The 23,237-nt window shown below is 42.1% G+C and carries 25 protein-coding genes; 22 read left to right on the top strand and 3 right to left on the bottom strand.

What is annotated here, in order from left to right; translation table 11 throughout:
* Positions 1–27 precede the first annotated feature (27 nt).
* From DCMF_RS10210 to abc-f, 6 genes are all read left to right on the top strand, one after another.
* Positions 28–2,535 (top strand): WG repeat-containing protein, encoded by a 2,508-nt coding sequence (locus DCMF_RS10210; protein WP_214659247.1) that lies wholly within the window; start codon positions 28–30, stop codon positions 2,533–2,535.
* A 249-nt stretch (positions 2,536–2,784) separates the two neighbouring features.
* On the top strand, positions 2,785–2,985 hold the full coding sequence (locus DCMF_RS29185; RefSeq protein ID WP_214659246.1) for a hypothetical protein: 201 nt from the start codon (positions 2,785–2,787) through the stop codon (positions 2,983–2,985).
* Positions 2,961–3,194 (top strand): RidA family protein, encoded by a 234-nt coding sequence (locus DCMF_RS29180; protein ID WP_214659245.1) that lies wholly within the window; start codon positions 2,961–2,963, stop codon positions 3,192–3,194. The genes DCMF_RS29185 and DCMF_RS29180 overlap by 25 nt, the downstream gene beginning before the upstream one ends.
* A gap of 20 nt (positions 3,195–3,214) precedes the next feature.
* Positions 3,215–3,622 (top strand): molybdenum cofactor biosynthesis protein MoaE, encoded by a 408-nt coding sequence (locus tag DCMF_RS10195; RefSeq protein ID WP_148134336.1) that lies wholly within the window; start codon positions 3,215–3,217, stop codon positions 3,620–3,622.
* 180 nt (positions 3,623–3,802) lie between these two features.
* Positions 3,803–4,693 carry an alpha/beta fold hydrolase gene (locus DCMF_RS10190; RefSeq protein WP_148134335.1) on the top strand — a complete coding sequence of 297 codons (891 nt, stop codon included), beginning with the start codon at positions 3,803–3,805 and terminating at the stop codon, positions 4,691–4,693.
* 488 nt (positions 4,694–5,181) lie between these two features.
* Positions 5,182–6,870: a ribosomal protection-like ABC-F family protein gene (gene abc-f / locus DCMF_RS10185; protein WP_418219645.1), complete on the top strand. Its 1,689-nt coding sequence runs from the start codon at positions 5,182–5,184 to the stop codon at positions 6,868–6,870.
* Positions 6,871–7,026: 156 nt separating this feature from the next.
* Here abc-f and tnpC read toward each other — a convergent pair whose 3' ends face one another.
* The 3 genes from tnpC to tnpA form a co-directional block, all read right to left on the bottom strand.
* On the bottom strand, positions 7,027–8,658 hold the full coding sequence (gene tnpC, locus DCMF_RS10180) for an IS66 family transposase (RefSeq protein WP_148132926.1): 1,632 nt from the start codon (positions 8,656–8,658) through the stop codon (positions 7,027–7,029).
* Between the two features lie 108 nt (positions 8,659–8,766).
* Positions 8,767–9,123, bottom strand: coding sequence for an IS66 family insertion sequence element accessory protein TnpB (gene tnpB / locus DCMF_RS30070; RefSeq protein ID WP_148132925.1), 357 nt, complete (start codon positions 9,121–9,123; stop codon positions 8,767–8,769).
* A complete protein-coding gene (tnpA, locus tag DCMF_RS10170) occupies positions 9,114–9,425 on the bottom strand; it encodes an IS66 family insertion sequence element accessory protein TnpA (protein WP_148132924.1) in 312 nt (103 codons plus the stop codon). Before tnpA ends, tnpB begins: the two co-directional genes overlap by 10 nt.
* A gap of 511 nt (positions 9,426–9,936) precedes the next feature.
* On the opposite strand from tnpA, the gene DCMF_RS10165 reads away from it, so the two are divergent.
* The 16 genes from DCMF_RS10165 (at position 9,937) to DCMF_RS10090 (ending at position 23,045) form a co-directional block, all read left to right on the top strand.
* Complete coding sequence (locus DCMF_RS10165; protein ID WP_148134333.1) at positions 9,937–10,380, top strand: DUF3795 domain-containing protein; 444 nt, start codon at positions 9,937–9,939, stop codon at positions 10,378–10,380.
* Between the two features lie 154 nt (positions 10,381–10,534).
* A complete protein-coding gene (locus tag DCMF_RS10160; protein WP_148134332.1) occupies positions 10,535–10,999 on the top strand; it encodes a VOC family protein in 465 nt (154 codons plus the stop codon).
* A gap of 59 nt (positions 11,000–11,058) precedes the next feature.
* A complete protein-coding gene (locus DCMF_RS10155; RefSeq protein WP_148134331.1) occupies positions 11,059–11,475 on the top strand; it encodes a DUF3795 domain-containing protein in 417 nt (138 codons plus the stop codon).
* Between the two features lie 235 nt (positions 11,476–11,710).
* Positions 11,711–12,325, top strand: coding sequence for a methyltransferase family protein (locus tag DCMF_RS10150; RefSeq protein ID WP_214659244.1), 615 nt, complete (start codon positions 11,711–11,713; stop codon positions 12,323–12,325).
* 91 nt (positions 12,326–12,416) lie between these two features.
* Positions 12,417–12,935 (top strand): GNAT family N-acetyltransferase, encoded by a 519-nt coding sequence (locus tag DCMF_RS10145; protein ID WP_148134330.1) that lies wholly within the window; start codon positions 12,417–12,419, stop codon positions 12,933–12,935.
* 32 nt (positions 12,936–12,967) lie between these two features.
* A complete protein-coding gene (locus DCMF_RS10140) occupies positions 12,968–13,408 on the top strand; it encodes a DUF3788 domain-containing protein (RefSeq protein WP_148137830.1) in 441 nt (146 codons plus the stop codon).
* Between the two features lie 123 nt (positions 13,409–13,531).
* A complete protein-coding gene (locus DCMF_RS10135; protein ID WP_214659243.1) occupies positions 13,532–13,906 on the top strand; it encodes a DUF4870 domain-containing protein in 375 nt (124 codons plus the stop codon).
* A gap of 86 nt (positions 13,907–13,992) precedes the next feature.
* Positions 13,993–14,757, top strand: coding sequence for a GNAT family N-acetyltransferase (locus tag DCMF_RS10130; RefSeq protein ID WP_148134328.1), 765 nt, complete (start codon positions 13,993–13,995; stop codon positions 14,755–14,757).
* A gap of 160 nt (positions 14,758–14,917) precedes the next feature.
* The gene (locus DCMF_RS10125; RefSeq protein WP_148134327.1) at positions 14,918–15,511 is read left to right on the top strand and encodes a DJ-1/PfpI family protein; all 594 of its coding nucleotides are present in this window, start codon (positions 14,918–14,920) and stop codon (positions 15,509–15,511) included.
* Positions 15,512–15,651: 140 nt separating this feature from the next.
* A complete protein-coding gene (locus DCMF_RS10120) occupies positions 15,652–16,191 on the top strand; it encodes a methyltransferase family protein (RefSeq protein ID WP_335582402.1) in 540 nt (179 codons plus the stop codon).
* Between the two features lie 41 nt (positions 16,192–16,232).
* A complete protein-coding gene (locus tag DCMF_RS10115) occupies positions 16,233–17,537 on the top strand; it encodes a sensor histidine kinase (RefSeq protein WP_148134326.1) in 1,305 nt (434 codons plus the stop codon).
* On the top strand, positions 17,518–18,339 hold the full coding sequence (locus tag DCMF_RS10110) for a DNA-binding domain-containing protein (protein ID WP_148134325.1): 822 nt from the start codon (positions 17,518–17,520) through the stop codon (positions 18,337–18,339). Before DCMF_RS10115 ends, DCMF_RS10110 begins: the two co-directional genes overlap by 20 nt.
* A gap of 193 nt (positions 18,340–18,532) precedes the next feature.
* Complete coding sequence (locus tag DCMF_RS10105; protein ID WP_214659242.1) at positions 18,533–19,330, top strand: alpha/beta hydrolase; 798 nt, start codon at positions 18,533–18,535, stop codon at positions 19,328–19,330.
* 120 nt (positions 19,331–19,450) lie between these two features.
* Positions 19,451–20,839 (top strand): amino acid permease, encoded by a 1,389-nt coding sequence (locus tag DCMF_RS10100; RefSeq protein ID WP_148134323.1) that lies wholly within the window; start codon positions 19,451–19,453, stop codon positions 20,837–20,839.
* A 66-nt stretch (positions 20,840–20,905) separates the two neighbouring features.
* Positions 20,906–21,757 (top strand): 3-methyl-2-oxobutanoate hydroxymethyltransferase, encoded by an 852-nt coding sequence (gene panB / locus DCMF_RS10095; RefSeq protein WP_148134322.1) that lies wholly within the window; start codon positions 20,906–20,908, stop codon positions 21,755–21,757.
* A 115-nt stretch (positions 21,758–21,872) separates the two neighbouring features.
* On the top strand, positions 21,873–23,045 hold the full coding sequence (locus DCMF_RS10090; protein WP_148134321.1) for a pyridoxal phosphate-dependent aminotransferase: 1,173 nt from the start codon (positions 21,873–21,875) through the stop codon (positions 23,043–23,045).
* Positions 23,046–23,237 lie beyond the last annotated feature (192 nt).

Here is a 23,237-nt window from a genome sequence, read left to right as displayed (position 1 = left end):
GATTGGGAAAAAAGGAGGCTTAACATTTTGAAAGCTCTATCTGCGTACAAAACACTTGCTATAGCATCCCTTGCGTTATTGCTCGTGTTTTCTACTATAGCTTGTTCCCGGTTTGAGGATACTACCAGTATCCCAAGCGGAGAGGCTAGTTGGGCATATCCTTTCGTTAAGTGGGATGGCCGCACCTACGTGGTAACGGATGAAGCCGTGGCAGAAACAGAGACCAAAAAGATGCTGGGCATGATCACAAAACATTCCACCAATGAACTTGATGAATTCCCCGATAATTCCTCCAATTATTTTCCGGAAAAAACCAAACTTTACGAAATTGCCGGTTTAGAACCGGAGCAGTACATTGCTGTGGCAACAGAAAATGGTGCTCTTGTAAAGGCTATAGAAAGGGAAATATGGGAGAAAACGAAAAAAGCACTACCCGAAGCCGGGCAGGCAGCCGAAAAGGTATCACCCCAGTATGATATTTCACTTCAAGAAAATTGGCTGACCGTTGACCAGTTCTTGGAACAAGCTTTTTCGAAAGTGGAAGGGTTTCAAAAGCGCGGTTCACTGGTACCGGTTAGCCTTCGTTTGACCACCTTTGATCAAGTGGCGCACGGGGGTGCATATTTACCCGCCAACACACCCGTGTGGCATGTTCTTTTCAAAGCGGATGGGCGGGTTTGGGTGCCAACGAGCGGACCGGCAGTTCAGGATCCTAAGGATGCTTATAGCCATACGCAGGTAATAGACACAGTGGAGATTGCCCTGCACGCGGAATCGGGAGAACAAATCTACCAAGGGGTTTCAGGTGGATCTTTAGATACCAAGCGTCAACTGGAAGAGCTTAAGGGTGCTGTGGCGGCGGGTGAAAAGGAGCATGAAGGGGATTGGGTGCTAGTAGATATTGCAGGAGGTGGCACTGTTAATGCATTATTACCCAGGGGAATGACAGCAGAGGCAGTCGATCCCGCATCAGGAACGAGGAACAAACTCACGTTTTGGGAAACCTTGCATCTTCCACCGGGCACGCCTGTTACGGTCCGGGGGCTAACGACCAGAACTGGCGAATTCCTGTCCTACGCCCTGGAAGCAGTAGTCCCCGACCCGAATGAGAAAATAGAAGAAACAACAAAAACTGAGCAGGTACGAAACAAGCAACCACTGCCTCAGAATGAAGCGACTCAAAAAGAAGAAACAAAGCACGCAGCAATAATTGCCGAATCCCCGGAGGACGAAAAGATCAGCGCAAGATATTGGCTTGGTGATTCTGGAGAGAAAACCGTAGAATATGGTCTTAAAACTGGTAAAGAAGGCCAAAAGAATCTCTTGAATGACAAGGGTGAGACCATTCTTTCCGGTTTTGCCGAATATGACTTAATGCTAAATTTAATATTTGCTAAAAAAGATGGGAAATGGGGGCTTTATGACAAAACGGGTCAAAGGATTATTGACCATATGTATGAAGAAATAGCAAATTACGAAATGCCTGACGGCAATAAAGCAAATGGGCTTGTCAAGGTTAAGAAAAACGGGCTGTGGGGAGCTGTTGACCAGGAGGGAAACATCGTTATCCGGCCCGAATTTGAATATGTAGAGTTAAACTATTATGAGGAAATTGAACCATTCATCAAGGTTGAGAAAAACGAGAAATTTGGTTATCTGACCCAGGAGGGCCAACCTCTGGTTGATACTGTCTGGGATGCGGCCTTTATGGATGTGCTGAACGTGCCGGAAGATATTATCTTTGTAAAACAGGGCGAAAAATGGGGCGGCATCAGAGTGGAAGATTATAAAGCCGCGCCGGTTGACTGGAACCTGGTCCCTTCCGAGGAAGCGCAACTGTCCTTTAATAACTGGAAATATGCCCATCAGGGGAGTTTTTACAGGCAACAAATTAGAGATGGGAAAACGGATATTACAGAAAGAACCAAAAGATTTTTCAATGATTACTTTCGAACAAATACTATGGAACTTCGCTGTTTGCCGGTTTTTGCTTTGGGCAAAAACCCCATATGGGATGACCTTACTCTTTTTATCGTATTAAATACACCTCATCAATGGAGCAATGGTTCAATGTCCAAAGAACAATTCGCTGAGACGGTAACAAGATATTTCGGCGACATAAGCTATACCCATAAATCCTCAGGGTACCTTGAATATCAGGATGGCAAGTACACAGCAGTAGGTTTGAGCTTCCATGGTTTTTATATCTACGAACTAAAGAACCTGGAAAAAGGGCAAACAGCAGACGGGAAAGACAGTTGGAAAGCGCAGATAACCGGGTACTATTTCTATGAGATGGATGGAGATCCTAACGATTCTTTTTCCTCAAAAAATGCCCAGGCTGTATATCAAGAGATGGAAAAAGAAGAGTATTACGGGCTGAGCTTTTGGCAGGCATGTGACCGTTTGGTGTGGAATAATCCCGGGTCAATATTAGACCCCGCAGTTGAGTGGCAAATTGAATTTACAGTAAACGACCCGCTGGGAGATATCTGGTTTACATATCTGTCCTGTGCGAAAAAAGATTTTGAGTGAGGTGAAACCCGTACGAGAAAAACGTTTGACCGCCATTGTGAGGAGGAAAAGTTTTGAAGCGGGCAATTGTGATCGCGATTGCTATTTATTTGCCGGTCCGTCGGGAGTATCGACCAGCAAAGAATGGAGGGTCATGAAGTTATACAGAAAGGGAAGCGCTATTTCGTAAAAGACTATGAAAAAGCATTATTTAAATTATAAAGTCAATTCAAGGGGCGGTCTTTGATTTGACTCCAAAGGAGAATTGCTATGGAAGATAAAATCCAGCACATCAATCCGGATGAATTAATGAAGAATCCTGCATTTTCACAAATTGTCCTAACCCAGGGAAGTGGAAAAACTATTTATATTGGTGGTCAGAATGCTGTTAACGCACGTCGTGAAATAATTGGCAAGGGTGTATTCAAACACAAACAAAACAAGTTATGGAAAATATTCAGACTGCGCTAAAGGCGTGCGGTGCTTCTTTTGAGAATATTGTAAAACTAAACATTTATCTTGTTCAAGGTCAAAGTGCTTTAACTGCATTCCAAACATCACAGCAATTTTTCGGAACAGGATCTCCTCCGCCGGCTATCACGGTATTATTTGTTTCAGGACTGGCAAATCCTGATTTTCTTCTTGAGATTGATGCAATTGCTTTTATTCCCGATAAATAAGGATGGGAGTGTATTAGTTTATGATTAAGGAAAAAATAAAAAAAATATCGCCATCAATCGATGAATGGCTCAAAGAAGCAAAAGCAGATCCAGCGGCTTTACAGGAAGGGATGTTTTTAGTTCATAATGGCGTTGTGCGCCAAACGCCCAAAGCCAAGGTGCGCCAAGGAATTGACGACGGTTCGATGGTAAAGGGAATGGAATTTGCTTATGATACGTCAAAGGTTGATGCGGCAGTTGCTGAAACCTATAAGATGGACGGTATCTTCCATGTCAGAGTTTGGCTTAATGAAGGCCAACTCGAACTTGGCGACGACATCATGTATGTACTAATAGGCGGCGACATCAGACCACATGTTGTTGATGCCTTGCAATTCCTGGTTGGAAAGATTAAAAACGAATGTGTAACCGAAATCGAACAAAAATAGTAATTTACTTTAGGTTGCCGAGTCATGTTTCTTGATAGCGTATTAAATCGTACAGTGGATTTGCAAAATATCTTTGCCAAGAACTGCAAGTAGTTCTCATGCCCAGAAACGTCGCAAAGCCATGCCACGTTGGCTGAAATGCAGTTATTGGTTAGTATTAAAGAACAAGGGGACAGCGGGATGGACAAAAGATTTAAGAGTCCGGAAGGAAAACGATTGATTTATGAGTCTTATGATAAATTACTAGGTTTATGGGGAGTTAATAAAAAAGAACTGGATATAGAAACTCAATATGGAAAAACCCATGTTATAATATGCGGAAATTCGGACAATCCCCCTCTGATACTCTTTCATGGTTCTGGTGACAATTCAGTTATGACTTGGTTTCCAAACATACGGGAATTCGTGCATGATTTTTATGTTGTAGCGGTAGATTATTTTGGTGGAGCGGGAAAGAGTGAACCCAATGATAGCTATCTAAAAGAATTCAATGTTGTTTTATGGGTCGATAAGCTATTAGATACATTGGGTATTGCTAAGACAAACATAGCGGGGGTCTCATATGGTGGTTACCTGACATTAGCTTATACAGCAAAGCATCCTGATAGGGTGAACAAGATCATCTGTATGGCAAATTATCCATATGTAAAGAGTTTTAACGGTTATTTTTTATCCTACTTATTAGTAATCAGAGCAATTAAGATTCTATTACCCGAAATATTCTACCTTTCTGAAGAAAATGCCATAAATATACTGCGAAGATTTACTGCACCAAGTTCTGATGTTCCTTTATTAAATGTGATTGAAAAACCATGGTTCTATTTATTGAAATATAGTAAGGTCGTGAAACAAAAAATGACCTATTTTGATAGCAGGGCCATTAATATAATACGGAACAAAGCTTTATTCTTAATAGGCGATTCAGACAGGCTGATATATCACACTTCAGTTATCAATCTGCTGAAGAATAACAGTCTTAATTACAAAATAATAGAGAATACTGGCCATATTATCAACTATGAAAAACCGGAATTGATTAACAAAGAAATAACGACTTTTCTCTTAACATAAGGTTTCAAAGAAGGGAATACCCGGATCATTGTACGAAGCCGTACGCAAAAGACCTGTTTCCATGCACGGATCTGGGGGACAGCAGCTCAGCTATTTTGTATTAGGTAGTATATTCCGAGGTATGCGATTATTAACTTATTCATTTTTCCACAAAAAAAGTTTGGCTTTTTTTGGAGTACCCCGTTTGCTAGTTGAAGTCAAATATGGTATTCTTAATTTATCATGAAGAACAGGAGGTACAAAAGGATGTGTAAAACTGAATCTTTATTGAATGACCTTAAACTAAATTTGAAATTCAGGAGAAGGCACATCTTTATTGCTGACTGTTTTTAAACCTATGCTCTAAGACCTAATTAACCAATTCAGGACAAAGGCGAAGATGTTCTCTATCGTCTTTTTTTGTGCCCTTCTCCACAGATCGTAAGAAAAGGAGTTAGGGCTAAATGAGTTTAATATTTGAGGGATTATACAAGAGTTACCATGATAAGATGGTATTGGCAAACATCAGTGGTGGAATTAGTAATGGTGAGAAAATTGGGTTTATCGGCAGCAATGGCATTGGAAAAACAACACTATCCAGAATCTTAGCTGGTGTAGAAATTCCTGACAAGGGTAATATCGAGTATACACCACATCATGCGTTAATCATATATTTACAACAATACCCGGATTTTCAGCCGGGGGCATCTGTGTATGAAGAACTATATCAAGCAGTTAGCAAAAATTCCGGTATCAATGAATCAGTTGGTACCATTGTAAAAAAATCGCTCAATCAAATGGAAATCTCCGAATCTTTGTGGGAGAAGCAAGCAACAAGTTTAAGCGGAGGGGAAAAAACGAAACTCATGCTCTGCAAAGTCCTTACAAGAGATTTTGACTTATTGATTCTTGATGAACCCACGAACCATTTGGATATAGATAGTGCCATGTCCCTGGAAAAGACTATAAAACGAATCAAACAATCCGTTTTAATCGTATCGCATAACAGATACTTGTTAGATCGTGTAGCGGATCGAATATGGGAATTAACTGCTACAGGATTAAAATCCTATAAAGGAAATTATTCTGCATATAAAATACAAAAGGAAAATGAAGATAAACATATTGCTAAGGAATATGAAAAGCAGCAATTGCGAATTGAACAGTTAAATCAGGCTATCCGAAATAGAAGAGACTGGCTGGCAAGTGCACAAAAAAGTTCTGACTATAAAAATGCCGCGAGAACACAAGCCAGCGCCCTAAAGGCAAAAGAGAAAGAGCTTGCACGCTTATTAAGCAAGAAAATAGAAAAACCGCTGCAAGTTCCCCTGCCGGCTTTTGACTTTATAAATAAATTTCATGTTCAGAGTAATAAGTTATCTCCTGTTATTGTACGGGGGAACCAAATATCCAAGACTTATGGAGATAATGTCGTGTTCCAAGACCTGTCTTTTTCCATCAGCAGGGGTGATAAGGTAGCCCTGTTAGGTGATAACGGGGCAGGCAAAACAACGCTCTTAAGAATAATTTGCGGTGTTGACCATCAGTTTCAAGGTGAATTATCCTTAGATCCTGCCCTTAAAATAGGCTACTTTTCTCAAGAATTTGAGGAGCTTCACGCTGATGGAACTATCCTCGACAACGTTAAGGCTGCGAATAAATCAACAGAAGATATCCGGACCCTCCTTGCCTGTCTTCTTTTCAAGAAAGACGATGTTTTCAAAAAGATAAACCAGTTAAGTATGGGAGAAAAATCCCGGGTAGCATTTGCCAGGTTGATTTTATCGGGCGCAAATTTCCTTGTTTTAGATGAACCTACCAACTATTTAGATATCTATGCGAAGGAAAAAATCGAGGAAGTCATGGAGCAATATGCAGACGGAATATTATTTGTTTCGCATGATACTTATTTGGTACAAAGGATTGCCACCAAAATCATGTTGATAGAGCATGGTTCGCTGAGATGTTACAACGGTAATTATGATTATTACCTGGGGAAGAGAAAAAATGAATATATAAAAAATATCGGTGAGACAGATTTAATAAACATCCGCAACCGTATCCTCCAACTAGAATGTGACTTAGCCTTTATTGGTGGAAAATTGAATGAGAGATTAAGTGATGATGAAAAAAGAAAGCTTAATGAAGATTATTTAAAGGTAGCACACGAGCTTAATGAGTTACGGCAACTTTTATAATTTGCTTGTTAATTCTCCTAGTCATATTTGTTGTGGATTACATTTCAGATATTATGTAAGATTAATATAGTTGCCCGCCTCCATGTAATTGTCAAATCCTAAGCACCTAAAGTAAACAAAACAAAAAAGCCCAACCCAAAGGTTGGACGTAGATTCTCAATTTTTAGTTTTGTAGCAGTTAGCCGGGAGCTCTTTCGACCAAGGAACAAATTTCTCAATCAGTTCTGGATGTTGGTTGAAATCGGTATTCGGCATTTGTTTCAATAAATAGACTAGATATTCATAAACTTTCAGGTCGTTAGCCAGCGCAGTCTGTACGATGCTGTATACTATGGAGCTGTCGTGCGCACCGCGGTCCGTTTTCATTGTGACCCAATTCTTCCGGCCAATTGTGAAGGGACGTATACTTCTCTCGACTAGGTTATTGGTCAGCTCCAGTCGGCCATCCAAAAGGACATTTTCAAAATACGGCCACTGGTTCAACGCATAATTTATGGCTTCATAAGCATGGGATTTGGGTACAGTAATGGGCTTGGTCTCTTTAAGCCACGACAAAAAGGCATCCATCACCGGTTTTAACAGGGTGAGACGCTTGTTATGACGCTCCTCGGGGGTAGCATCCTTGTATTTCTTTTCAATATGGAACAGGTAGTCGCAATACTCCTGTCCCTTGAAGCAAACGGTTTTCTTTTGCTCCTCCGGACTTAATGCTTTAATAGCATCAGTGAATTTGCGTTTAATATGGGCGAGACATCCAACCACCGTGATTCCCGGCTCCAAACGATGGTAAACCTCGTAGCCATCTGTATGCAAAAAACCAGAGTAATCCTTTAGGAACTCCTTGGCCGATTCCGTAGCCCGGCTTTCATGGAATTCATAGTAGATAATTGGCTCGTCATGGACCCCGCTGCAGTAAACCCAGATATAGCATTTTTTCTTGGAGTCTCTGCTGTCCTGCTGCACGACACGGGTCCAAGTTTCATCGGCGTGCAAGATGTCTTTGCTCAGAAGGACATTTCTCATATGGGTATAGATCTTTGAAAAGTATTCCTCCGAACATTGGAGTACCCAATTGCTCATATTCTGCCTAGAGATCCTGACGCTGTCCATCCGGTCAAACTCTCGCTCAATCCGGGCAAGTGGCATTGCATTGGTATATTTGCTATTGATGATGCCAGCGATCAACTCCGGGGTAGCAAAACTTCCGGGAATCGGCAAGTTGGGCATATTAGCACGAACGAAGGGTATTTTATCACCTTCACCTTGATTCTTTTCACACGTACGGCAGGTATAGACATGACGGCGGTGTTCCTCAACTTCGAAATGAGCTGGTACAAGTTTCAGTGTCTTAGTAATTTCAACTTTCATATCGTGTAAAGGACTGTCACACACTGGACAAACCTGCTGTTCTGCAGGAAGCTCATGTTCAATGACGGTGACCTTCAAATCTTTAAAGTCTTGTTCACGCTTACCCTTTTGTTTGGGTTTTCTGGGGGTCTTCGCCGTCGCTTCTTCAAAGGTCGGTTCTGGCACTCCTTTCTGAGCAGTGGCTTCGACTTCGTTGAATAAGCAGAGTTGATCCAAGCCATCAGGATAGGATACAGAATCACCGCTGGAACCATACTTCTTATGGTTATTCAAACGAATCATCTCAATGAGACGATTCATATTCTGAGTCAGTTCGGTAATGGCCTTATCTTGCTTTTCGCAGTGTGCAGCTAGTTCTGCTTGTGACATTTCCATGTAATTCAGTTGTGGTTTTTGAGGTAACTTTATCTCGTTATTCATGTCCTTATTATATAAGAATTTAACGAGAAATCACAGGATAATAGCGGTAAAAAGCCCTGAAACAGGGGAAATACAGCAATTATTTTAGGTGCTTTTCCGCAAAACCGGTTAAAGGATTATCCGCTGCTTAACAGGCTTATGTGCTGATGGCTGATCCATTGATAAACCATCTAAAAGCCATCTAAACTGCCGTTCAGAAACCTCAAGGACCTGTTTGTTTTCGTAAAACTTCCATCGGAAGATACCACGGCTCAATTTGCGATAGTATAACCACCAACCGTTATTAGACCAATGAAGGATCTTACATTTATCACAGGTCCGGTTACAGAACACGTAAAGGCAGTTTTCAAAAGGGTCCATTTGTAACTGCGTCTGGACCAATGTAGCAAGACCTTCGATGCTTTTTCGCATATCGCAGGGCTTGCAAGAAAGGAATATTCTAAGGCCAGCAGCATTTAAACCCATGTGGAACGAATAGCAGCAATAGCTTCGCGTAGAGTCTCTGCTTGAAAGCCTGAATACAGCTCGATAGAAATCACACCGATTTTAAGAATGACCGGAACTTCTTTTAAGGATGGTTGCTTCAGCTCAATAAAGGTTTCTTGTTTGAGGCCAGCTTTGTTTTCGCGATTGCACTTGGTAAGCCAGTACCGAAGTGTGCTGATGCTTAGGTTATGTTCCGTACACCATGCGGTAGCAGTTAGGCCAGAAGCACGAAAATCGTTTACCTGCTGGCGTCTGATCATGGACTGCTCTTCAAGAGTCAAGGATAATTCCTCCCCTAAATAGTTTTGAGGTTATTATCCCAATTCTTAAAGGAAGTTGCTATGTGCAAAGTTTTTGACAATTACGCTTAATGAAGATTATTTAAAGGTAGCACACGAGCTTAATGAGTTACGGCAACTTTTATAATTTGCTTGTTAATTCTCCTAGTCATATTTGTTGTGGATTACATTTCAGATATTATGTAAGATTAATATAGTTGCCCGCCTCCATGGCGTCCTTTGAATTGGGGGCGTACGGCTTCGTACACCAAGCAAGGGTTGGCATTTCCTGGGCTATTTCTAGAATTTATTATTTAAGAAAGGAAATTCCTGAAGATTGCAGAAGTAGGTAATAAAAAGAAAGGAAGTATTGTGCAGATTCTGTCATGATTAGTTGATACGGTAATTATGAAATTGGGAAAATAAGACATTTTACATTGTGGACCATTTCCGAGTTTTTAGCACGATCAAAGTAGAAGGTACTATTTTTGGGCATTGCTAGGAGGTAAATTATATGGCGCTTTGTGAAATTGTTAACAAAATTGCAGCATGTGGGCTAGACTGCAGCAGATGTGCGGACTATGAGAATGGAGAAATCAAAAAATTAAGCAGGAGGCTGCAGGGATTATTGAAGGGTTATGAAAGGTTAGCATTGATAAAAGCAAAAACAAATCCTGCTTTTGAAGGATTCAAAGATTTTCAAGAATTACTCAATATTTTTGCCGGGGCGTCATGTGGTGGCTGCAGCAGTCAAAATGTAAAATGCCCAATTGACTGCCATGCCAAGACCTGTCACAAAGAAAAAAAGGTAGATTTTTGCTTTCAATGTGATGAATATCCCTGCGAGAGGCAATTTGAGGGAAAGATGAGAGAAAGATGGATGGAAAGAAATAATAGGATGAGGGAAATTGGCGTGGAAAGATATTATGAGGAACAAAGTAAAATGCCCAGGTATTAATTTAATGGGCATTACCTGGCTACGGAGAGGTAAAGAAGAAATTTATTGAGATATCCGGTGAAATCGAAAGAAGGTATTACATGGGCAAAATGGATATTGGCAATGGACCTCAGATAGAAGAATAAATTGTAGGATATGATTTGGAGGGGAGCAAATGAAATACATATGTCCTCTGATTGTAGTCAAAGACATTAAAATATCGAGGGACTTCTATGAAAAGTTAGGACAAAAAATCAAATATGATTTTGGTGAGAACGTGGAGTTTGACGGAGGCTTTTCTATTCATTTAGAGGAACATTTTGGAAAGTTGCTCGGGATAGGACAACATAATATGCTCACGAAATCTAATAACTTTGAATTATATTTTGAAACGGAAGAAATTTCCAGAGTTTATGAAGAATTAATGGAACTGGAAGTAGAATTTATACATGAGATAAGAGAACAACCATGGGGGCAAAGGGTAATGCGATTTTATGACCCGGATTATCACATCATTGAAGTCGGGGAGTCAATGGAGTCAGTAGTCGTTCGATATTACCAATCAGGAATGACGATAGAAGATATTTGCAGGAAAACATTAATGCCCAAGGAATTTGTCCTGAAAACAACGGGGATATGATTTTAAAAGGATGGCTACGGAGAGGGAAAAGGGTATCATAGTTATTTATGAGGTGTGAGATGAGCGAAATCAGAGAAGAGTTTATTGCTCCATGCGGTATGAACTGCAGACTTTGTACTGCCAATCAAAGAGAGAAAAATCATTGCAAAGGGTGCCGGAATGAGCGTGATATAAGGTATAAAACAAAAGGCAGCTCCAGTTGCATCATTAAAAACTGTCCGGTATTTCAAAGCAACAAATCAGGGTTTTGCTTCGAATGTGACAAATTTCCTTGCCAAAGGCTAAAACAATTGGATAAACGGTATCGGACCAAATATCACATGAGTATGCTTGAAAATCTTAAGCATATTGAGCAATATGGTATGGACGAATTTTTACACAATGAGGAAATTAAATGGACTTGCAGAGAATGCGGAAATATTGTTTGTGTACATAAATCTATTTGTTTGGTATGCAAAACTCCATTTATCGAATGAGCAGTATTTTTGATACATAATTATTATAAAGTTGTTACGTAGTTTTCGTATTCACAAAACACGGAATCCTGCCGGTGTCCTTCATGATCAGGCCCTTTACAGACAGTAGGGGTAAGAGGACCATATGGAAACGGGTTCCCCATCGATAAATGCAAGGGTAAAACATTGCTAAGAACTGTAGAGTTTGCCTTTTTTTGATCAGTCTTTTAAATATTCTATTTCGGGGGTTAAAGAATTGAAGTTAATTGAGACAATTTTTGTAGTGATATTATTTGTGGTATATTTTGTATTATGGAAAATGAAAAGGAATAATCAAATCAGAAGCACAGGAATAGATCCGGAAGTAATGAAATCGTCGGAATCGAATGTTCAAAAATTCATGAATCAGTTATTGAGAATATTAACGGCCTATGCGTGTATTATCTTTATTGTTCATGCTACAGGATACCAGTTTGCCTCAATGTTTAGCCGCTTTGAACCATTGAATAACTTATCCTTTGACATAGGTGGTTTTCTGATCGGAATATGGGGACTATCATTGTGTGCTTACGCCCAAATCAAGATGGGTAAGTCATGGCGGGTAGGTATCGATGAAAAAGTGAAAACAAATTTGATTACCTCAGGGTTATATAAGTTCATCAGAAATCCAACGTACCTGGGACTTTTTATATTAAATATCGGCGTATGGGTAATTTGGCCAACATGGACTATTTTTTTACTGAATTTGATGTTTGTCATCATCCTTGAGATCCAAGTCCGTTGTGAAGAAGATTTTTTAACGAAAGTGCATGGACAACAATATATGGAATATAAAAGCAGAACAAAGAGATACATACCTTTCATATACTGATAAAATTGTTTTAGACGCAGCATCCTTCAGAAAAGAGGGGATTTTCCTTCCTATCTGTTATAGAAAGTACAAAATATTAGGGAGAATTAAGATGGAAATTAGAAAAGGAACGCTTGACGATGTTAAAGATATCAGCCGTATTCATGCTTTAAGCTGGAAATCAGCCTATGGGGGAATTGTTCCACAAGCCTACTTAGATGAGCTTAAAGAAGATTTTTGGGTATCCGCTTTTTCAGTTTGGATAAAAGATAATGTTTTGGCCGTACAAATCATTACGGATCATGGTAGCCCGGTTGGGTGTGTTGCTTATGGAAGATCCAGAGATAAAAGTCTGCCAAGCTGGGGTGAAATTGTCTCTCTTTATCTGTTGCCTGCGTATTTCGGTAAAGGGTATGGGAATAGGCTGTTGAAAAGTGCTTTATCAGATTTGAAAAAATCCGGTTATCAATCCCTTTACTTATGGGTACTTCAAGATAATCAACGAGCCAGACGTTTTTACGAAAAGAGTGGATGGCAATATAATCAAGATGAATATGTTTTTGAAATCATGGGAAAAAAGCTTACTGATATCCGTTATGTTTATTCGTTTTGCACTTGCGGGAAATTTTAGGTTTTGGATATGAAAAGGAGATTAGATTGGATATGAAATGGAGCGAGCTATTCACTATCAATCAGATGCCGTCTTTTGAAGAGATTAAACAGTTTATTGGTGAAGGAGAACCGCTTTTGTCTGAACTACATGCATATATTAACAGAGCATATCAGATCCAACCCCAAATGGCATATAGTAAATGTTCTGCACAGCCAGGATGGAATTTGAAATATCGAAAGAGTAGTAAATCATTGTGTACGCTGTATCCTCTAGAAGGATATGTGATTGCATTAGTAGTGATAGGTGCAAAGGAGGAAGAAGAGGTAGAAATGGCTTTAGAAACATTTACCCCATACGTGCAAAATTTATACCGAAAAACATCCTTTTCCTGTGGCGGACGTTGGCTGATGATAGAGGTGAGAGATAAGTCTGTTCTCGATGATATAAAGAGACTGATGGCAATAAGACTGAAGCCCCAAATTGCGTCATAATTAGACTTTCATATCTAAGAGATATGAGTCGTGGAATCGGCTTATTTTTTTCATTAGTGATCGATTTTATAGATCGTCAGCTTTCGGACGATGTCAGGAGAATGAGCTAAGGGGATGATTGCTTTGGAAACGAAGGAGAGGGCACTGGTTAGCATTGCCCATTTATGTATTTTAATTAATTTTCCCGGTTTATTTATCGCCTTTGTGATCTACTTTTTAGAAAAGGACAATTCCTGTTTTGTCAAAAAAGGAGTGAAACAAGCAGTCGGACTCCAACTAATTGTATGTGCATTTCTATTCATATTCAAAACGGTAAGATTCTTTGGATTATTCAGTATCAGTTTCGGCAGGACATCCAGCTTGCTAGCCCTTGGCTTGTCAGTGATATATGGAGCGATAGCTCTGATGGCCATCTATGCTGCTTTTATGTCCTATAAAGGGAATGATTACCGGTATCCTTTGATAGGTAAATTTATCGATAATTATGGAAGGGAATAGATGATAAACGCTGATTATCCAGTATTTATATCTGCAAGAGGGCTTATCCCCTTTGCAGCCGGAAACCTGTAAGAAGGAGGAATACCATGTCGCTGCCCCAAATAGTTACCATCAATGAAAATAATATTGACTCGGAGCACATTTGCTGTGCGATAGGGGACAAAAAACATGAATATGGCCTATCGGAAAAGAAAAAATGGATGAAAGACCGGTTCCGGGAGGGCTTTGTTTTTAAAAAAGCTGCTGTTAGAGGAAAAGCTTTTATCCAATATGGACCCGCCGAAAATGCCTGGGCCCCTATAAAAGCAGATGGCTACATGTTTATTGAGTGCTTCTGGGTATCCGGACAGTTTGCCGGGAAAGGCATCGGCAAACGATTATTGGAAGAATGTATGTATGACGCCAAAAATAAGAAAGGCATTGCCGTCATAGTCGGCAGCAAGAAAAAACCGTTTTTGAATGATAAGGCCTTTTTCAAAAAGGCCGGTTTTGTCGTTTGTGATATCGCAGATCCCTACTTTGAATTGATGGTCTTGAAGAATAACCTGAAAGAAGATAATCCGGTTTTTAATATCTGTACGAAATCGTTAAAGCCTGCTTCTTCACAAGGACTCGTTATTTACTATTCAAACGGGTGTCCTTTCACGGAGTATTATCTAAAAGAAACGGAAAGGCTCTCCAAGGAGAATGGATTGGCATTTAAGGCAATCAAGGTGGCGACGAAAGAAGATGCCCAAAATCTGCCCGTCGCTTTTTCTCTTCATAGCGTTTTTCTGAACGGCGCGTATATCGGCCACGAAATGTTAAGCGAATCCAGGTTCCATAAAGCAATCCAGCCGTGTCCGTGCTGAAACCCGAGATGGCAAAAAGAAAATATTCAATTCGGGGACGGTTCTTGAATTGAATATTACCATAACGACTGGAAGAACAAAAAAGGTATAATCGGCTATGAATACAGATCTTTGAATGCCTAACCCCCTTACTTATTCTATTTAATAGAGGAGGAAAGCGATGCGACAGTGGAAGATTGGTATATTACTTTTTAATGAGGTTGAGGTATTGGACTTTGCAGGACCATTTGAGGTATTGTCCATATCCACTTATCCTGGAACAAACCTAAAGCCATTTGACGTTAAAACAGTTGCTCAGACAAAAGAAACAGTCCGAGCGCGTAATGGGCTCCAAGTTGTACCGGATTACAGTTTTACGGATGATATTAGCTTCGACATCCTGATTATCCCTGGCGGATACGGTGCGGAAGAGATTGAAATTTATAATGATGTTGTTATTGGTTGGATAAAAGACCAAATGAGTAAGGTTTCATTAATGACATCTGTTTGCACGGGTGCTTTTTTGCTGGCTAAAGCGGGTTTGTTAGATGGTAAAAGTGCCACAACTCATTGGATGGATATGGATAGGCTGGAAAAGGAATTTCCCAAGGTTACTGTGAAACGAGGCGTTAAGTATGTTGACGCAGGTTCAATCATTACATCCGGCGGGATTTCAGCCGGAATGAATATGTCCTTTTATCTGATTGTAAAACTCTTGGGAAAAGAGGTTGCGCGGACAACTGCGAAGAGAATGGAATATGATATCAGTTTTTAGTCTCGATGGAGGCATTCAATTCAGGGACGGTTCTTGAATTGAATAATAGGATCAGAGGATTAGCATTAGGAGAGAAAATCAAAAAGAGAATAATGCAATTCAATTCAAGAACCGTCCCTGAATTGAATGCCTGAATTGGATTGGCGGGGGAGGGACTTAATCTGAATGGTTTTATATTAGTATTACCGATAATATTGATCCGTTATTGTCTATTAGGTATTCTAAGTAAAGAAGCCGCCAAACGCGCGGCATTTTTTCCACCAACAGAAGGTAAAGAGAAGATAGCCTTTTGGATTTACCAAATAACAACATTATCTCTGATGATTATTTTAATTTTTCTAAAAATAAAGCTTAATCACGTCTTAAATTTTATCGGATTAGGAACATGCATAATAGGTATAATTTTATACATGATTGCAATGATACATTTTGCCAAACCAGATCAAAATGGCTTAAATGCCGGCGGGTTATATAAAATTTCTCGTAATCCTATGTACCTGGCTTTCTTTTTATATTTTTTGGGTGGTAGTATGTTAACTAGTTCATGGCTCTTATTATTTATCCTGATGATCTTTCAAATTTCAGTTCATTATCTGATTTTATCTGAAGAAAGATGGTGTATAAAAGAATTTGGCGAAGAGTATAAAAACTACATGAATACCGTTAAACGCTATCTGTAAGTATAGGCTGCTATCTATCAAAGAGAAGAAGGAAGAGGCAAATGGATAAGACGGATAGGATGGATAAATATAAAAGACTGGCCATATTTTTATTATGTATTGCCATCACAAACCGGTTTTATATTGATCTCTATTTTAGGGGATTTACCATCGCCCTTTCGGTCATTACCATTCCGCTCTTGTTGTATAAATACATTGCTGATTTTAATCCCCTTTTACCTGTTTCTATTGCGGGAATTATCACGCCCTCCTTGAGAGGCTTTCTGGAATACAACAGTCAAAAGGATTTTCATGAAGTTGTGGCCGTGGCGGCGCCGGATGTGATCTTTGGCTTTTCTTATGCCATGGTCTATTACCTGATGTATTACCGGCGTAAGAAAAAAGAACTCTATTGGTTCGGTATCACCATTTTCTGCTGCGATGTTTTTTCCAACATTGTAGAAATTTTTATTTATGCCCGGGGCAAAGGGATCAGCATTTCCATCATTAAGGGACTGCTTTTAATTGCCGCGATCCGAGCCTGTATTGTTTTGACCATTATTATCATCTTCCGCTATTATAAAACAACTTTGGCCCGGGAGGAACGTGAAGCCAGGTACAGGCAACTGTTTCTCAAAACTTCCAGCTTCAAAAGTGAAATCTACTTCATGAACAAGAATATTGCCGAGGTAGAAGATGTGATGAAAAAGTCTTTTCAGGTGTATAAACAACTGTCCGAGAGTAATCAATCGGATGAGGTGAAGAATATGGCGCTGGATATTGCCAAAGATGTCCATGAAATCAAAAAGGATTATCTCAGAGTGATTAAAGGCCTGAAAGAGTTCTCCCAGGATGAGCTGGACATAGAAAGCATGCGCATCAGTGAGATCGCGGAAATTCTGGAAGCCGATGCCCGGGAATTTATCCGCAAAGAGGGCTATGATATCAAGATTAGTTTCCACATGGAGTCTGATGCCACGGTAAAACAGCATTTTTATCTCACGTCTATTTTGAAAAACCTGATCAATAACAGTATTGAGGCAATCGGAAAGGAAAAAGGGGGCACAGTTTCCGTTCATATCAGCAGAAAAGAAGATCGCCTGATCTTTGCCGTTCTGGACAATGGCGAAGGGATCAGCCCGGAAGATATGCCGTTCATTTATCTGCCGGGGTTCAGCAGCAGGTTTGATGACAATACGGGTGAGATCAGCCGGGGACTGGGCCTGACACTGGTGAAGGATTTGGTTGAAAACAGGTTCGGTGGTACGATCCACGTAGAAACGGAGAAGAACAAGGGAACAACCTTTAGCATTACTTTACCTGCACAGGTACTGGAGGGTACGGGCCATGAAGTATTATATCGTTGATGATGATGAGGGGATGGTACGGGTTCTCACCAAAATTATCGAGAAAAGCAATCTGGGAGAAGTGGTGGGGTTTGCTTATGATGGCGAGACAGCCCTGAAAAAAATACTGGTCAGCGACGTGAATATTGTTCTGGTGGACTTCTTGATGCCCAAGCTGGACGGAGTTAGCCTGATCAGGGAGATCAAGCAGGCAAAACCGGATATTTGTTTGATTATGGTATCTCAGGTTTCCCATGAAGAGTTGGTGACAAGTGCCTATGAAGCCGGTATCGAATTTTTTATCAGCAAACCGATTAACAAGGTGGAAGTAGAAAAAGTAGCCCAGCTGGTTGCGGAAAAGATGGAGCTGCAAAAAATGCTGGGGAAGATCCAGCGGGTGATCAACAGCAAGCTGATTCCGACTGCCGGGAGAAAGGATAAACTGAAGGACGTAAAGCGGCTGCTGGGTGTTTTGGGTATGCTGGGGGAAAAGGGTACCAATGACATTATCCGCATCGTCATGTATCTGAACGAGAAGAGAAAGCCCTATGAAGAGTGTGACCTGAACACAATCTGCTCGGCCTTGGGGGAAAACCCCATTATTGTTAAGCAGCGGATCCGTCGGGCGATCAAAAAAGGATTGACCAATATGGCCTATCTGGGCCTGGAGGACTACTACAATGAACAGTTCCAGAGTTACGCCGGTGTCCTTTTTGACTTTGGGAGTGTCAAAGCGGAAATGGCCTATCTGAAAGGCCAGGGAAAATCGGGCGGCAAGGCCAATATTGATAAATTTATGGAGGGGCTGTTACTCCAAATTTAAATGGGCATCTTCCCTGCCAAAAACCCCCTGGGATAGCATTAAACTATCTCAGGTTTTTTTTTGTTGATTTTCTTTTATTTTTGCCTTTCATTTGAAATATTTTTGATCTTTTTTGATGGGATTTGAAAAGTATGATTACAATTTAAATGAAAATAGTAGGATTTGGATCAGGGAGAAGGAGGAAGAAGCTGAGATGGTTTTGGGAAAAAAGGAAACCAGGGAAGAGCAAGTTTCTATTCCCTGTCAGCACCAGAACATGGCCGGTATCTTGCATATCCCCGGGATCCAGGACATTCCTGCCTGGATAGTGATGCTGCACGGTTTTGCCGATGATAAAGTGGAAAAACACAGAATGTTTGTGAAGCTGGGCCGGCGATTAGCGGCACAAGGTTTCGGAGCCCTGCGCTTTGACTTTCTGGGGTGCGGGGACAGCGAGGGAGATCTTGAGGATGCAACCATTGCCGGGTATATTGAACAAGCCCTCCAGGCCTTGGATTGGTTAAGAAAGAGGCCCCAAACCGGGAAAGACACCAAAATAGGGCTGTTAGGCTATAGTCTAGGGGGAGCAGTTGCAGCCTGTGCTGCACCTCTTGATGGCGGCATCGACACGCTGGCATTATGGGCTCCTGCGTCAAATCTTTACCGGAATGTAGCCAATTATGTGGGCGAGGAAAATTTACGCAGGGGACTGGCCGGCGCCTGGGTGGACTCGCCGGACGGCGACCGGGTGGGGCCCCATTTTTTTCAAGGACTTAGAGATGTGGACCCGGTAGCAGAGATCAAAAAATATCCCCAAGAGACTCTTTTAATCCAGGGAACACAGGATCAAGTGATATTCCCGGTGGACGCCATGCGTTACCAGCAAGCATTCCGGCATCCAGAGAGCCGGGTCCATTATATTCAAGGAGCCGGGCACCGCTTTGATACTTACCTCCATGAACAAGAGCTTTTAGATGAGACGGTCTGTTGGTTTGCCGCAAAATTGATCTGATTTTTTACCGGGGCAAAACTGTAAAAACTTGCTCCGGATCAATAAAAAGAAAAGAAAGGGGGATAGAGGAATCTCTCCGTGGACCCAATGATGTGAATAAATAAAAAAGGGGGAAGAAAGATGGATCACAGTATCAAAGAAGAAGAGTTAAGGAGAAATTTAAAAAACCGGCATATTCAGATGATTGCCATCGGCGGGGCCATCGGTGTCGGCCTATTCTACGGTTCAGCCGGGGCCATCAGTATGACCGGTCCCTCCATTACCCTGGCCTATTTAATTGGCGGTTTCTTTATCTTTTTGATTATGCGCGCCTTGGGGGAACTTTCCGTGGCAACCCCGGTTTCGGGATCCTTCAGTGCTTATGCCACCCTCTATCTGGGCCGTTTTGCCGGCTTTTTTTCCGGCTGGACCTATTGGTTCCAAGGGATCACTACCGTGATGGCGGAGCTTTCCGTCGTAGGGATTTATCTTCAGTTTTGGTTTCCCGATTTTCCCAAATGGATTACCGCTTTAGTCATCCTGGCCTTGCTGGTTACGGTAAATCTAATCAATGTAAAGGCTTACGGCGAGTTCGAGTTTTGGTTTGCCCTGATCAAAGTGGTGGCCATTATCTGTATGATTATTTTTGGTATTTTGATGATCTTCGTCGGTTTTGGCAACGGGGGGAACCCGGTCGGTTTATCTAATCTCTGGGTGAATGGGGGCTTTTTCGCCGGTGGGCTAAAAGGCTTTCTGATGGTATTTATCCTGGTGGCTTTCGCCTTTGGGGGCGTGGAACTAATCGGTGTGACGGCAGGGGAGGCAGATGACCCCCAAAAATCGATTCCCAAGGCCGTCAACAAGGTGTTCTGGCGCATTATGATTTTCTATGTCGGTGCCCTGGCCGTGATGGTCACCCTTTATCCCTGGAATCAAATCGGCACCCAGGGGAGCCCCTTTGTGCTGGTTTTTGATAAGGTGGGCATTCCGGCGGCGGCATCCATCATCAACTTTGTCGTGCTGACAGCTGCCCTTTCAGGGATGAACAGCGCTTTATATGCGATTACCCGGTTGCTGTACAACTTATCCTTAAACAATAACGCGCCGAAAGCCTTCGGTAAAGTCAACAAAGCGGGGGTACCTTATGTCGGCATCTGGTTCAGCGCTGTGGTCGCATTAATTGCCGTTGTCCTGAATTATATTGTACCGGCAAAAGTTTTCGACATCATTTCTTCCGTAACCGTGGTGGCGATTATCACGGCCTGGGGAACAATCCTGCTCGCCCAGATAAAATTCAGAAAAGAGAAACTGGCTGCCGGTGAAGAGACTGCTTTCAAGATGCCCTTTTGGCCCGTTTCTTCTTACCTGGGCCTGGCTTTCCTGGCCTTTCTGATTATTGCCATGGCCTTTTTAGCGGTGACCCGGGTAGCTCTTTATGTGGCCCCGGTCTGGGTGCTGCTATTAGTGATCCTGTATCATTTCTTAAGAAAAGGAGAACAGAAAGCAGCCGGGATAGGCATCAGCAAATAGCCTATTTATTCCTGTAGTCGGTTTTATTGTCATTAAGGAGAGACAGAAATTAAAGGAGGAATTGTGATGGCCAAGAAAAAAACAATCTTTGATTTGTTGGAAATGAAGAAGAAAAAGGAAAAGGCAACCTGGGTCACGGCATATGATTTTCCCATGGGTTCTTTTGCAGAGCAGGCCGGCGTGGATATGATCCTGGTGGGAGATTCTCTGGGCATGGTGGTGCTGGGATACCAGGGGACAGTCCCCGTTACTATGGATGATTGTATTCTTCACTGTCAGGCAGTCAGGAGAGGGGCTCCCAATACGTTTGTCGTGGGGGATATGCCTTTTGGCTCATACCAGGTGTCGGACGAAGAAGCCGTAAGAAATGCCTGCCGGTTTCTGAAGGAGGCAGATGCGGATGCCATCAAGCTGGAAGGGGGAAGAAGAGTCATCAGCAAGATTAAGGCCATCTGTGCGGCCGGGATTGTAGTATTTGGGCATATCGGATTAACCCCCCAGAGTTCCGGACAGATGGGCGGTTTTAAGGCACAGGGCAGAGATGTGAACAGCGCCAGGGATTTAATCAAAGATGCCATTGCCATCCAGGAAGCGGGAGCAAGGGCCTTGCTTCTGGAAGCGATTCCCCCGGAATTGACCGGTTTTATCGCGGAGAAATTAACGATTCCGGTCTATTCCATCGGGGCAGGGCTTCCCTGTGACGGACAGCTGATCATCTGCGGGGATATGCTGGGGTTGTTCCAGGCCTTTACCCCAAAATTCGTAAAAAAATATGCCAACGTAGGAGAAGTAATCATAAACGCTTTCAAAGCATACGTTGATGATGTTAAGAATGAAAGGTTTCCCGAAGATAAACATGCCTATCATGCCTTAGACAGTAAAGAAGCCTTTGAGGCTTTGTTCAATGAGTTCAAATAGTTTTTTTAGTTTAAGGGATGTGGGTACACAAGAGCAGGTCCCTAAATGGGGATTAGAGGGGGACGGTTATTGGTAAATGACTGGAATACTAGCTGTGTAAAAGGTGGTGTATCAAATGGCGGATCATCGATTTGCCGAAAGATTAGGCCGATTGGGTAGCGAGTCTGCTTTTGAGGTGCTGTCCAGAGCGAAAGCACTGGAAGCAGAAGGAAAAAGTATCATTCATTTTGAAATAGGAGAACCGGATTTTGCTACGCCCCGGAATATTGTGGAAGCAGCGAAAAAGGCCCTGGACAGGGGATTTACCCACTATGCCACGGCCCAGGGCTATCTCCCCTTCCGGGAAGCAGTGGTGGCATATGCGCAAAAGTATAAAGGAATTGACTGCACTACGGAGGAAGTGGTAGTTGTCCCCGGAGGTAAGCCGGTCATGTTTTATACTGTGCTGGCCCTTGTAAATGAAGGGGATGAAGTCATTTATCCCAACCCGGGTTTCCCGATATACGAGTCCCTCATTAAATTTGTGGGAGCCACTCCGGTGTCCATTCCTCTCAGGGAAGAAAACGACTTTCGGCTTGATGTGGCGGAGTTAAAACAGAAAGTTACGGAAAAAACAAAGCTGGTGATTATCAATTCTCCGGCAAACCCTACAGGAGGAATGCTCACCCCTGAGGACATCCATGGAATTGCCGACGCCATTCGAGGAAAGGGGATTTATATCCTGTCTGATGAAATCTATCAGAGAATCGTCTATCGCGGATCGGTAAAATCCATCGCATCTCTCCCCGGTATGAAGGACTGGACCATTGTATTGGATGGGGTTTCCAAAACATATGCCATGACCGGATGGCGGCTGGGCTATGGAATCATGCGGCAGGAATTGGCCAAGAAGATCACGGACCTGATGATTAATTCAAATTCTTGTGTGGCCCCATTTACCCAAATTGCCGGGATCGAAGCCTTGACGGGAACCCAAGATGCTGTGGCCAAAATGGTGGAGGAATTTAGAAAAAGACGTGAAATCATCGTCGACGGATTAAACAGCATCAAAGGAATTAGGTGCAGAAAGGCGGACGGTGCTTTTTACGCTTTCCCCAATATCAAGGGAACAGGGATGGGGAGCAAGGCATTTGCGGATTTCCTTTTGTACCGGGCAGGTGTGGCCACATTATCCGGCGCCTCCTTCGGTAGCTACGGAGAAGGTTATTTGCGACTCTCGTATGCCACCTCCATCGATCAGATTGAGATGGCTTTGGAGCGCATAGATAAAGCGGTACAGCATCTTTAAGTGTTGGGATAGGGACAGACGTTTTTTCAAAAAATGATTATGATCGCCCCCGGTAGTGTGAGCCGCCGGGGGTTGCTTATCCTCGCTACAGCTAAACCCGGCTGGAATAATCTTCAAGAACATGCCATAAAAGGGAAGGGAATTCTCAAAAAATAAAGAACTAAGGGGATAAATAAGGAAAAATTCGGGAGT

The organism is Candidatus Formimonas warabiya, assembly GCF_002777255.1.
Taxonomy (GTDB): domain Bacteria; phylum Bacillota; class Dehalobacteriia; order Dehalobacteriales; family Dehalobacteriaceae; genus Formimonas; species Formimonas warabiya.
Note: the sequence above shows the minus strand (reverse complement) of the source record. Positions and strands in the feature narration are given on the sequence as shown.

Bases quoted from the DNA above. Each gene is read 5' to 3' on its own strand.
- DCMF_RS10130 (WP_148134328.1), top strand. From the start codon at position 13,993: ATGTCGCTGCCCCAAATAGTTACCATCAATGAAAATAATATTGACTCG.
- DCMF_RS10115 (WP_148134326.1), top strand. From the start codon at position 16,233: ATGGATAAGACGGATAGGATGGATAAATATAAAAGACTGGCCATATTT.
- DCMF_RS10195 (WP_148134336.1), top strand. From the start codon at position 3,215: ATGATTAAGGAAAAAATAAAAAAAATATCGCCATCAATCGATGAATGG.
- DCMF_RS10125 (WP_148134327.1), top strand. From the start codon at position 14,918: ATGCGACAGTGGAAGATTGGTATATTACTTTTTAATGAGGTTGAGGTA.
- abc-f (WP_418219645.1), top strand. From the start codon at position 5,182: ATGGTATTGGCAAACATCAGTGGTGGAATTAGTAATGGTGAGAAAATT.
- DCMF_RS10160 (WP_148134332.1), top strand. From the start codon at position 10,535: ATGAAATACATATGTCCTCTGATTGTAGTCAAAGACATTAAAATATCG.
- DCMF_RS10100 (WP_148134323.1), top strand. From the start codon at position 19,451: ATGGATCACAGTATCAAAGAAGAAGAGTTAAGGAGAAATTTAAAAAAC.
- DCMF_RS29185 (WP_214659246.1), top strand. From the start codon at position 2,785: ATGGAAGATAAAATCCAGCACATCAATCCGGATGAATTAATGAAGAAT.
- DCMF_RS10165 (WP_148134333.1), top strand. From the start codon at position 9,937: ATGGCGCTTTGTGAAATTGTTAACAAAATTGCAGCATGTGGGCTAGAC.
- DCMF_RS10110 (WP_148134325.1), top strand. From the start codon at position 17,518: ATGAAGTATTATATCGTTGATGATGATGAGGGGATGGTACGGGTTCTC.
- DCMF_RS10190 (WP_148134335.1), top strand. From the start codon at position 3,803: ATGGACAAAAGATTTAAGAGTCCGGAAGGAAAACGATTGATTTATGAG.
- DCMF_RS10105 (WP_214659242.1), top strand. From the start codon at position 18,533: ATGGTTTTGGGAAAAAAGGAAACCAGGGAAGAGCAAGTTTCTATTCCC.
- DCMF_RS29180 (WP_214659245.1), top strand. From the start codon at position 2,961: ATGGAAAATATTCAGACTGCGCTAAAGGCGTGCGGTGCTTCTTTTGAG.
- tnpB (WP_148132925.1), bottom strand. From the start codon at position 9,123: ATGGGTTTAAATGCTGCTGGCCTTAGAATATTCCTTTCTTGCAAGCCC.
- DCMF_RS10090 (WP_148134321.1), top strand. From the start codon at position 21,873: ATGGCGGATCATCGATTTGCCGAAAGATTAGGCCGATTGGGTAGCGAG.
- DCMF_RS10140 (WP_148137830.1), top strand. From the start codon at position 12,968: ATGAAATGGAGCGAGCTATTCACTATCAATCAGATGCCGTCTTTTGAA.
- DCMF_RS10155 (WP_148134331.1), top strand. From the start codon at position 11,059: ATGAGCGAAATCAGAGAAGAGTTTATTGCTCCATGCGGTATGAACTGC.
- tnpC (WP_148132926.1), bottom strand. From the start codon at position 8,658: ATGAATAACGAGATAAAGTTACCTCAAAAACCACAACTGAATTACATG.
- panB (WP_148134322.1), top strand. From the start codon at position 20,906: ATGGCCAAGAAAAAAACAATCTTTGATTTGTTGGAAATGAAGAAGAAA.
- DCMF_RS10145 (WP_148134330.1), top strand. From the start codon at position 12,417: ATGGAAATTAGAAAAGGAACGCTTGACGATGTTAAAGATATCAGCCGT.